Annotated in this window: 12 protein-coding genes; 9 read left to right on the top strand and 3 right to left on the bottom strand. The window is 72.8% G+C overall.

Annotation, left to right across the window (positions count from 1 at the left end; translation table 11 throughout):
• Positions 1-57: 57 nt before the first annotated feature.
• Complete coding sequence (locus GL263_RS14060; RefSeq protein WP_182856033.1) at positions 58-741, bottom strand: lysophospholipid acyltransferase family protein; 684 nt, start codon at positions 739-741, stop codon at positions 58-60.
• 278 nt (positions 742-1,019) lie between these two features.
• Between GL263_RS14060 and GL263_RS14055 the strand changes: the two genes are divergently transcribed.
• The 3 genes from GL263_RS14055 (at position 1,020) to GL263_RS14045 (ending at position 3,421) form a co-directional block, all read left to right on the top strand.
• Positions 1,020-2,171 carry a glycerophosphodiester phosphodiesterase gene (locus tag GL263_RS14055; protein ID WP_182856032.1) on the top strand — a complete coding sequence of 384 codons (1,152 nt, stop codon included), beginning with the start codon at positions 1,020-1,022 and terminating at the stop codon, positions 2,169-2,171.
• Between the two features lie 51 nt (positions 2,172-2,222).
• Positions 2,223-2,810: an RNA polymerase sigma factor gene (locus GL263_RS14050; RefSeq protein WP_182856031.1), complete on the top strand. Its 588-nt coding sequence runs from the start codon at positions 2,223-2,225 to the stop codon at positions 2,808-2,810.
• A 92-nt stretch (positions 2,811-2,902) separates the two neighbouring features.
• On the top strand, positions 2,903-3,421 hold the full coding sequence (locus GL263_RS14045; protein WP_182856030.1) for a GNAT family N-acetyltransferase: 519 nt from the start codon (positions 2,903-2,905) through the stop codon (positions 3,419-3,421).
• Positions 3,422-3,515: 94 nt separating this feature from the next.
• Here GL263_RS14045 and GL263_RS14040 read toward each other — a convergent pair whose 3' ends face one another.
• Positions 3,516-3,947, bottom strand: a complete 432-nt coding sequence (locus tag GL263_RS14040; RefSeq protein ID WP_182856029.1) for a hypothetical protein — start codon at positions 3,945-3,947, stop codon at positions 3,516-3,518.
• On the bottom strand, positions 3,940-4,308 hold the full coding sequence (locus GL263_RS14035; protein WP_143646944.1) for a hypothetical protein: 369 nt from the start codon (positions 4,306-4,308) through the stop codon (positions 3,940-3,942). The genes GL263_RS14040 and GL263_RS14035 overlap by 8 nt, the downstream gene beginning before the upstream one ends.
• A gap of 515 nt (positions 4,309-4,823) precedes the next feature.
• On the opposite strand from GL263_RS14035, the gene GL263_RS14030 reads away from it, so the two are divergent.
• The 6 genes from GL263_RS14030 to GL263_RS14005 all read left to right on the top strand — a co-directional run.
• On the top strand, positions 4,824-5,885 hold the full coding sequence (locus tag GL263_RS14030; RefSeq protein ID WP_182856028.1) for a methionine ABC transporter ATP-binding protein: 1,062 nt from the start codon (positions 4,824-4,826) through the stop codon (positions 5,883-5,885).
• Complete coding sequence (locus GL263_RS14025) at positions 5,882-6,553, top strand: methionine ABC transporter permease (protein ID WP_182856027.1); 672 nt, start codon at positions 5,882-5,884, stop codon at positions 6,551-6,553. Before GL263_RS14030 ends, GL263_RS14025 begins: the two co-directional genes overlap by 4 nt.
• A 94-nt stretch (positions 6,554-6,647) precedes the next feature.
• Entirely contained in the window at positions 6,648-7,502 is an 855-nt protein-coding gene (locus GL263_RS14020; RefSeq protein ID WP_182856026.1) for a MetQ/NlpA family ABC transporter substrate-binding protein, read from the top strand.
• Positions 7,503-7,631: 129 nt separating this feature from the next.
• Positions 7,632-8,294, top strand: a complete 663-nt coding sequence (locus tag GL263_RS14015; RefSeq protein WP_182856025.1) for a GNAT family N-acetyltransferase — start codon at positions 7,632-7,634, stop codon at positions 8,292-8,294.
• 134 nt (positions 8,295-8,428) lie between these two features.
• Positions 8,429-9,685 (top strand): precorrin-6y C5,15-methyltransferase (decarboxylating) subunit CbiE, encoded by a 1,257-nt coding sequence (gene cbiE, locus GL263_RS14010; protein WP_182856024.1) that lies wholly within the window; start codon positions 8,429-8,431, stop codon positions 9,683-9,685.
• Positions 9,686-9,982: 297 nt separating this feature from the next.
• On the top strand, positions 9,983-10,224 hold a 242-nt coding region (locus tag GL263_RS14005; RefSeq protein ID WP_182856023.1), incomplete at its 3' end, for a hypothetical protein.

Genomic DNA, 10,224 nt, shown 5'->3' with positions numbered 1-10,224 from the left:
GCCCCGCCCACGTCCGCCCCGCTCACCTGCGCTCGGCGAAGGGGCGCGACCGCCGGCTCAGGCGGCCTTCGCCTTGGTGGCGTACATGTCGACGTACTCCTGGCCGGAGAGCCGCATGACCTCGCTCATCACCTCGTCGGTGACCGCCCGCAGCACGTAGCGGTCGCGGTCCATGCCCTCGTAGCGGGAGAAGTCCAGCGGCTCGCCGAAGCGGACCGTCACCCGGCGGCCCGGGCCGAAGCGCGGCATGCCCTTGCCGCCCGGCTGCAGCCGGTCCGTGCCGATCATCGCGAACGGCACCACCGGCGCGCCGGTCATCAGCGCCAGCCGGGCGATGCCGGTGCGGCCCCGGTAGAGGCGGCCGTCGGGGGAGCGGGTGCCCTCGGGGTAGATGCCGAACACCCTGCCCTCCTCCAGCACCCGACGGCCGGTCATCAGCGCGGCCACGCCGCCGCGCCCGCCGTCCCGGTCGACGGGGATCATGCCGACCCCGGTGAAGAACCACGCCATGAGCCGGCCCTTGAGCCCGCGCCCGGTGACGTACTCGTCCTTGCCGATGAAGAACACCTGTCGCCTGCTGACCAGCGGCAGGATCATCGAGTCGATGAAGGTGAGGTGGTTTCCGGCCAGGATCACCGGACCGGATCCGGGAATCCGGTCCGCACCCTCCACACGCGGCCGGAACAGGGCCCGCAACGTCGGGCCGAGCACGGCCTTGATCAGCAGGAAACGGGGCTGCACGGCGACTTCGCCTCCGGTCTGGACACATCAAACGGCTGACTGACGGCAGGACGATACTCGTGGGTAACGCCCCGGGCCACCCCGGGTGGTGCGAGGGGGTGGCGGCCGCTGCCGGCCCACCGTACCGAACGGGTGTTACCTCCATGTTCCGGCATGTTCCCCGGGAAGTCCCCACCGCGACGCGCCGCAGCACCTACGCTGCGGTTCGCGGCGCACGCCCCCGGCGCGCGCCGCGCGACCACGCTCCAGTTCCACGCAGTCGACGGTGAGGAGAACCGATGTCGGACGAGCGACGACCGGGCAGGAGAGCGGTACTGGGCGCCGCGGCGCTGGGGGCGACCGCGGGCGTGCTGGGAGCCGGGGCCGCCCCGGCGGCGGCCGCACCGGCACCCGGCCGTGGACGGGGTCGCGGGCTTCCCGTCCCGGCGGTGGTCGCACACCGCGGCGCCAGCGGCTACCGGCCCGAACACACCTTCGGCGCCTACCAGTTCGCGCTCGACATGGGCGCCGACGTCATCGAGCAGGACCTGGTGCCGACCCGGGACGGCCACCTCGTCTGCCGGCACGAGAACGACATCAGCGGCACCACGGACGTCGCCGACCGGCCGGAGTTCGCGGACCGGCGCACCACCAAGACCGTCGACGGCGTGCGCTACACCGGCTGGTTCACCGAGGACTTCACCCTCGCCGAACTGCGCACCCTGCGCGCCACCGAGCGCATCCCGCGGCAGCGGCAGCAGAACACCGTCTACGACGGCCGCTGGCCGGTGCCGACCTTCGAGGAGGTCGTGACGTGGGCGCGGCGTGAAGGCGCCCGCCGGGGCCGGCCGGTGTGGCTGCACGCCGAGACCAAGCACCCCACCTACTTCCGCAAGCTCGGGCTCGGGCTGGAGGAACCACTCGCCCGCATCCTGCGCAAGCACGGACTGCACCGCGCCGGCTCCCCGGTCTTCCTCCAGTCCTTCGAGCCGAGCAGCATGCGGCGCCTGGCGAAGCTGGTCGACACACCGCGGGTCGTCCTGCTCTCCAGCGCCTCCTCCCGCCCCTGGGACTTCGTGGAGTCCGGTGACCCGCGCACGGTCGCCGACCTGATCACCCCCAAGGGGCTGCGCTGGATCGCCGGTTTCGCCCAGGGCATCGGGCCCACCCTCGACCTGGTCATCCCGCGTGACTCCGAGGGTCGGCTGACCCGCCCCACCGCGCTGGTGCGCGACGCCCACCAGCGCGGCCTGGTCCTGCACCCCTACACCATGCGCAACGAGAACTCCTTCCTGCCCGCCGACTTCCGGCGCGGTTCCGACCCCAACGCCTACGGCGACGTCTTCGGCGCCTACCGCGCGTACTTCGAGACGGGCATCGACGGGATCTTCACCGACAATCCGGACACCGCCCTGCTGGCCGCCGAGGACTTCCGTCGCTCCCACGGGTGATCGTCGGCCCGTGCCGCAACCGCCCGGCGGGACCCGCCCGTCCCGCCGGGCATGCGCCCCTCCCCGACGACCACCGCACGCCCTCCCGCCGGGCGTCGTCCGCCGCCGCGTCCGCTGCCACCGCGTCCGCTGCTGGACGCCGCCTGCCGCGCGCAGACCGCCTCGGGCGGTGTGGACCCCGACGACCTGCGCCAGCTGACCTGGCTGCGCTGGCTGGAACACCTCGGTGACACGGGCGTCCCGCCCGAGCCGGTCGACGCCTGGCTGCGCACGACCGCGCGGAGGGAGGCGGCCCGGCTGCGGTCCGGCACCCGCCGCGAGACCGCCGTGCCGCCGGCCCGCCTCCGATCCGACCGCGCCGCCCACCCCGACCGCGCGGCCCCGGGCCCGGAGGAGAGCTACCTGGCCGCCGAGCGGCGACACGCCCTGCGCCGCCTCATCACCCGTCTGCCCGGCCGCTGTCCCCGTCTGCTCTCCGCGCTCCTGGCCGCCGACGGCGCGACGTACCAGGAAATCGCAGGCGAGTTGGGAATCTCACAGGGCAGTGTGGGGCCGTTGCGTTCCCGTTGCCTGGGATGTCTGCGCAGAATGCTCGTGACGGAGGTTGGAATCGTTGAACGCGGGGGAATGGTGCGATAGACGACCGACGTCACCAGGGCAGACAGTTCGGCCGCGCGACCCTCAACCCAGCGCGGACCGGCGCGACACTCACAAGGGAGAGGCGTGCGCACATGGGCATGAGCGTGACCATCTCTGCGGCAGCCGAGCAGGACGTCGAACAGATCCTCAAGCTCCAGTACCTCTGCTACCAGGCGGAGGCGCAGCTGTACGGCGACTACACCATCGAGCCCCTCACCCAGAGCCTGGAGGAACTGCGCGCGGAGCTGGCCGGCGGCCGGGTGCTGGTGGCCCGGCTCGGCCAGGAGGTCGTGGGCTCGGTGCGCGGCTCGGTCGACGGCGAGGGCATCGGGCTGATCGACAAGCTGATCGTGCATCCCCGCCTCCAGCGGCACGGCCTCGGCGGCCGACTGCTGAGCGCGCTGGAGCGCGAACTCGCGCAGACCGAGGGCGCCCGCCGGTTCCGCCTCCACACCGGGCACCGCAGCGGCGGTAGAGGCGGAGGTTGCCGTCGCTGCGGCTACGTCACCACGGCCACCGAGAAGGTCTCGCCGCGGCGCAGCCTGATCGTGCTGGAGAAGGAACTGGCCAAGGAGCCCGCCGACTCGGGGGCGTTTGTCACCAGCGCCTGACCGGGCGCGGCCGGACAGCACGTGAGGGGCGGACGACCACCGGTCGTCCGCCCCTCACGTGTGTCTGTGCCGGGCGGCTGTCGTGCCGGGCGGCTCAGGCCGCCGGGCGGCGGTGGCGGCGCAGCCACAGCAGTCCGGTGACCGGCAGCGCCAGCGGGATGAACAGATAGCCCATGCCGTAGTCCGACCACACCGTGGCGTCGGGGAACGCGGCCGGGTCGAGCACCGTCCAGGTGCCGACGACCAGCACCCCGGCCAGCTCCGCGACACAGCAGCCCACCGCCAGCGCCCGCGCGCGCTCACCGCCGCGCACCAGCGCCACCGTGATGAAGCCGTACACCAGCGCGGCCAGCGCCGACAGCACGTAGGCCAGCGGCGCCTCGTCGAAGCGGGTGGAGAGCTGGTAGATCGAGCGGGACGCCGCCCCGACGGTGAAGACGGCGTAGAGCGTGACGAGCAGCCGTCCCGGTCCGGTGCCGATCCCGCCGGACGCGGGCGGGCCCGTCCTGACGCGTACCTCAGCCAACGCCGCCTCCCCAGATGTCGTGCAGCCTCACCTGGAGGACCGCGAGCACCACCGCGCCGGCCGCCACCGTCACCGACCCCCAGCGGGTGCGTTCGGCGAGGGAGAGGAAGCCGACCGCCGGGATCGCGGCTGCCGCGCCCAGCAGGTACGACACGAACACCACCGTGCCGTCCGCCGGCTCCCGGCCCTGCGCCAGCAGGACAACGCCCACCACCAGCTGGGCGAGCGCGAGCACGGTGACCACGGCCATGCCGATGAAGTGCCAGTCCTTGGTCGGCTGGTCCCGGTAGGCCGCATGGCCGCACCAGGCGGCCAGCGCGAGGGCGGTCACGGCGACCGCGACCGTCAGCGGGGTGAGCATGGCAACGACTGTAGTACGGGCGGAGTCGCCCACCTCAGTCGGCCCGCGCTCGGCCGGGGAGTGGGCTTCACCACAGCGGGGCCGCCGCCGCCCAGGCGCCGGCGACCGTACAAACGACGCTGTTTCCCCAGTTCACAGGGGTCAAACCGGGCTGCGTTCGCTCGATGCGAGGTCGAGCCGAACCAGGTTCGGGCTGTCCGCAATGCGGACGCGGGTTCTGTCTGGTGAGACGGTCGTCCGGGGCTCTGTTTAACTGGGCCCATGAGCACGACGCGGCACCGCACCCACGGCACCGAGGCGACGAACCCGCCCGGCGTCCGCTGCTGCCCGCGTCGAATGTGTCACCGCTGAGGGCCCCCGCCGCAGCCGCCTCGCGCCCCGAAGCGAGAGACCCGAGAGCCTGAGACCCGGCGTCGACCGGTCGTCCCACCCCGCCCGGGACCACCCCGCACCGCGAAGACACACCCGTGCCCGGCACCCACCCCCGTGCCACCGAACGACAGTGACGGAAACCAGTGATCACCACCACGGACCTGACCAAGGTCTACCGAACCCGTGACCGCGAGGTCACCGCCCTGGACGGGGTGAACCTCCATGTGGCGGAGGGCGAGGTGTTCGGCGTCATCGGACAGAGCGGCGCCGGCAAGTCCTCCCTCATCCGCTGCGTCAACCTGCTGGAACGCCCCACCTCCGGCTCGGTGACCGTGGCCGGCCAGGACCTGACCGCGCTCGCCCCCGCCGGCCGCGCCGACGGCGGACGCCCCTCGGCGGCACTCCGCCGCGCCCGCAGCCGCATCGGCATGATCTTCCAGCACTTCAACCTGCTGTCCGCGCGGACCGTGCAGGGCAACGTCGAACTCCCCCTGGAGATCCTCGGCGTGCCCCGCCGCGACCGGGCCCGCCGGGCGCTCGAACTCCTCGACCTCGTCGGCCTCGCCGACAAGGCGCGCGTGCACCCCGGCCAGCTCTCCGGCGGCCAGAAGCAGCGCGTGGGCATCGCCCGGGCACTGGCCGGCGACCCGAAGGTGCTGCTCTCGGACGAGGCCACCTCGGCGCTCGACCCCGAGACCACCCGGTCCGTCCTGCGGCTGCTGCGCGACCTCAACCGCGAGCTGGGACTGACCGTGCTGCTCATCACCCACGAGATGGACGTCGTCAAGAGCGTCTGCGACTCCGCCGCCCTGATGCGCGGCGGCCGCGTGGTCGAGTCGGGCCGCGTCGACGACCTGCTCGCCACCCCCGGCTCCGAACTGGCCGCCGAACTCTTCCCCGTCGGCGGCGACCCCGCGACCGCCGGCGGCACCGTCGTGGACGTCACCTTCCACGGCTCGGCCACCGCGCAGCCGGTGATCTCCCAGCTCGCCCGCACCTACCACATCGACATCTCCATCCTCGGCGCCGCCATGGACACCGTCGCCGGCCGCCAGATCGGCCGGATGCGGATCGAACTGCCCGGACGCCACGAGGACAACGTCGTACCGATCGGCTTCCTCCGGGAACGCGGCCTCACCGTCGACATCCCGGCCGCCGCCGGAACCGCGCGGACCACCGTCCCCACCGAGGAGGCCGTCAAGTGACCTGGGACCAGATGCAACCGCTGCTGGTGCAGGGCTGCGTGGACACCCTCTACATGGTGGGCTGGTCCACGGCCGTCGCCGCGCTGGGCGGGCTCCCGCTGGGCGTCCTGCTTGTCCTCACCGACCGGGGCGGCATGCTGCGCAACACCGCCGTGAACAAGGTGATCGGCGCGGTGGTCAACGTCGGCCGCTCGCTGCCGTTCATCATCCTGCTCGTCGCGCTGATCCCCTTCACCCGGCTGCTCGTCGGCACCTTCATCGGACCCACCGCCGCCATCGTGCCGCTGGCCGTCGGCGCCATCCCGTTCTTCGCCCGGCTGGTGGAGACGGCGGTACGGGAGGTCGACCACGGGCTGGTGGAGGCCGTCCAGGCGATGGGCGGCGGCACCGGCACCACCGTCTTCAAGGTGCTGCTGCCCCAGGCGCTGCCGTCCCTCGTCGCCGGCCTCACCACCACCGTCATCGTGCTCGTCGGCTACTCCGCGATGGCCGGCGTCGTGGGCGGCGGCGGCCTGGGCAACCTCGCCCTCACCTACGGCTACCAGCGCTTCGAGACGGGGCTGATGCTCGCCACCGTCGCCGTGCTGATCGTCCTCGTCACCCTCGTCCAGTTGCTCGGCGACACCGCCGTGCGGCTGCTCACCCGGCACGAGCGCAAGGGCGGCTGACAGCCCACACCGCTGACAAGCCCCCACCGCGCCCGCCCCAGAACGAGCCCGAACCCTTTGTCGGGCCGGCACCACACAGAAAGAGGCACTCTTCGTGCGTACCCACACCAGGACCACCGTCCTCGCGGCGACCGCCGCGGCCCTCACCCTCGCCCTGACCGCCTGCGGCACGGCCTCCGACCCGGACACCGGCGCCGCCACCGACACCAGCAAGCCGCTGACCGTCGGCGCCTCCGCCACCCCGCACGCCGGCATCCTCGAGTACGTCCGCGACAACCTCGCCGAGGACGCCGACCTCAAGCTGAAGATCAAGGTCTTCGACGACTACCGGCTGCCCAACACCGCCGTCCAGGACGGCCAGGTCGGCGCCAACTTCTTCCAGCACAAGCCCTTCCTCGACGACTACAACAAGCAGAACGGCGACACCCTCGTCCCGGTCGTCAACGTCCACCTGGAGCCCCTGGCGCTCTACTCCAAGTCCGTCAAGGACGTGAAGGACCTCAAGGCCGGGCACACCGTCGCCGTGCCCAACGACGCCACCAACGAGGGCCGGGCGCTGAAGCTGCTCGCCGACCACGGCCTGATCACCCTCAAGGACGGAGTCGGCACCGGCGCCACCCTCGCGGACGTCACCGACCCCAAGGGCCTGAAGTTCAAGGAGCTGGAGGCGGCGACCCTGCCGCGCTCGCTGGGCGACGTGGACGCCGCCGTCATCAACGGGAACTACGCCATCGAGGCCAAGCTGAAGCCGGCCGAGGACGCCCTTGTCGTCGAGAAGACCGAGGGCAACCCGTACGCCAACCTGCTCGCCGTGAAGAAGGGCGGCGAGAAGGACCCGCGGGTCGTCAAGCTCGCCGAGCTCCTCAACTCCGACAAGGTCCGCAGCTACCTGGAGAAGACCTACGACGACGGTTCGGTCATCCCGGCCTTCGGGCCCGTCGGGTCCTGACCGGCCACGGCACGCGGCGGCGGGTCCCGACGACCACCCGAACCCGGGGGTCACCGGGGCCCGCCGCTGCGTGTCCGGTGATCGATGCTGCATGCTGTGCACTTGACCCCTCGCAGGTTGGAGCGGCGCATGACCCCTTCGTCTCCCGGATTCCCGGACATCTCACTCAGCACGGACCGGCTGGTGCTGCGGCCGCTCGACGAGGCGGACGTCCCGGAGTTCACCGAGATGATGAACGACGAACTGGTCATCGCCTGGACCTCCGTGCCCACCCCCTACACCGAGGCCCACGCACGCGAGTGGATCACCGTCCGGACCCCGGCGGAACGTATCGCCGGCACCGGAGTGGCGTTCGCCGTCACCGAGTTCCTCACCCAACGCCTCGTCGGGACCGTCCACCTCCGCAACGTCGACCGGCGGGTGGGTGCAGCCGAGGCCGCGTACGTCATCGCCCCCTGGGCCAGGGGGGAGGGCTACGCCTGCGAGTCGGTGCTGGCGGCCGCCGGCTGGCTCTTCGACGACCAGGGCTTCGAACGGCTCGAACTGCGCACCGCCGCCGACAACACCGCCTCCCAGCAGGTCGCCCAGAAGATCGGCTGCATCAGCGAGGGCGTCCTGCGCAACGCGTGGATAGCGCGTACCCGCACCGACGAAGGCCACTGGACCGAACTGCGCACCGACCTCATCGTCTGGAGCCTCCTCCCGGAGGACCTGGACGGCGTCGCCGAGGAACTGGCCCGGGGCGGCACCTACGCGCACTACCCGAACTGGCCCGGCCGGCACCACGGCTGACCCGCGCACCCGCCGGACGGGAACCAGACACCGGGAGGCGGGAGGCGTGCCGGGCCGACGGGTGCGCACCGCACGGCTCGGGTAGTCTCACCCTGCCCCCGACCTGCGCACCAGCCCCCAGGAGAATCACGCCGATGGCCGACCGCGTCACGGTGATCGGGTGGGACGGCTCGCCGCTGACCGCCGCGGCCCTCTCCGCCCTCCGGGCCGCCACCCTGGTCGCCGGCGCCGCCCACCACCTGGCACTGCCCGAGGTACCGCCGGGCGCCGAACGGATACAGCTCGGCAGCGTCCCGCTGGCCGCCCGCCGGATCGCCTCCCACCGGGGCACCGCCGTGGTGCTCGCCGACGGCGACCCGGGCTTCTTCGGCGTCGTACGGACGCTCCGCGCCCCCGAGTTCGGGCTGGAGGTCGAGGTGGTCCCGGCCGTCTCCGCCGTCGCGACCGCCTTCGCCCGCGCCGGAATGCCGTGGGACGACGCCCAGATCGTCGTCGCCCACAGCCGCACCCTGCGCCGGGCCGTCAACGTCTGCCGCGCCCATCCCAAGGTCGCCGTCCTCACCTCACCCGGCGCCGGACCCGCCGAACTCGGCCTGCTGCTCACCGGAGTGCACCGCACCTTTGTCATCTGCGAGGCACTCGGCACCCCGCAGGAGAGGGTCACCGTCCTCACCTCCGACAAGGCCGCCGACCACGTGTGGCGGGACCCCAACGTCGTGATCGTCGTCGGCGGCCAGAGCGTTCCACGACCGGCGGAGACCAACGGTGGCGCCGGACACCACCGGGCCGGCGGCTGGCTCGCCGGCCGACCGGCCGGCCACAGCGAGGAACCCCGCGGCTGGGCCCTGCCCTACCGGACCGACCGGTCCACCGAGGCCGAGCCGCCGGGCGCGGTGGCCGACGGCTCCACCCAGCTGCGCGCCGTGCAACTGGCCCGCCTCGGCCCGCGCCCCGGCGACCTGCTGTGGGACATCGGCACGGGCGACGGCCGGCTGGCGGCCGAAGCCGCGCGATTCGGCGCCGGCGTGATCGCCGTCGACCGCAACGCGGAGGCGTGCGGCCGCGCTTCGGCGACCGCCGCAGCCCTCGGCGTCCAGGTGCAGGTCGTGCACGGCGGCGCGCCGCAGGTGCTGGAGGACCTGCCGGAACCGGACGTCGTGCGGGTCGGCAGCCCCTCGCCCCGCCTGCTCGCCGCCTGCGCCGACCGCCGACCCGAACGGGTGGTGACCCACGCCGGAACCCGGGACGAGGCCGAGGCCCTGGGCCGGGTGCTCGGCGAGGCCGGCTACCGGGTCGAATGCCTGCTGCTCCAGTCCGTCGACCTGGACACCACCGACTGGGCCGAGCGGGACCGGACGGTCGTTTTCCTGCTCTGCGGAAGTCGTATGTGATCTGGTCGGAATGAACCGTGACCAAGCGGGGTCAGTCGTGCACCCGGGACACCCTCTGTCGGTGCCGGCGGGTAGGGTGATGGACCGTTGTGTGTCCGGTCCGTCGGGCGGTTCGCCGCACCCGCGCAGACCCGCTCGACCAGCGGTCGAGCAGGTCGCGCCACCGGGTTTCCGCGTCACGTCGCGGAAGGACGAACGAGGGAGACGTGCCGTGAGTTCCACGCGCTCGTTGTTCCTCACAAGGGGGCTTACCGTCCCGGCGGGCTGGCAGAAGAGGACGATGGGCGAGGGGTACGCATGACTGACACCGGCCGGATCCCCGGCGAGGGACAGCCGGAGAACGCAGGCGCACCGCAGGAGCAGCCGGGCGCGCCGGCGTCCGGCGGCTACACCTTCCCCGACCCGGCAGTCGGGCCCGGAGCGGACCAGGACGACCAGCTGCTGATGCCCAGTTCGCAGGGCGCCTGGGGCGAACCGCTGCACAGCGGGCAGTTCTACCGGCAGCCGATGCCGGCCGACCCGTCCCTCCACACCCCCCC

The organism is Streptomyces durbertensis (assembly GCF_014156695.1).
Lineage (GTDB): Bacteria > Actinomycetota > Actinomycetes > Streptomycetales > Streptomycetaceae > Streptomyces > Streptomyces durbertensis.
This window is presented reverse-complemented; position numbering and strand designations above follow the sequence as displayed.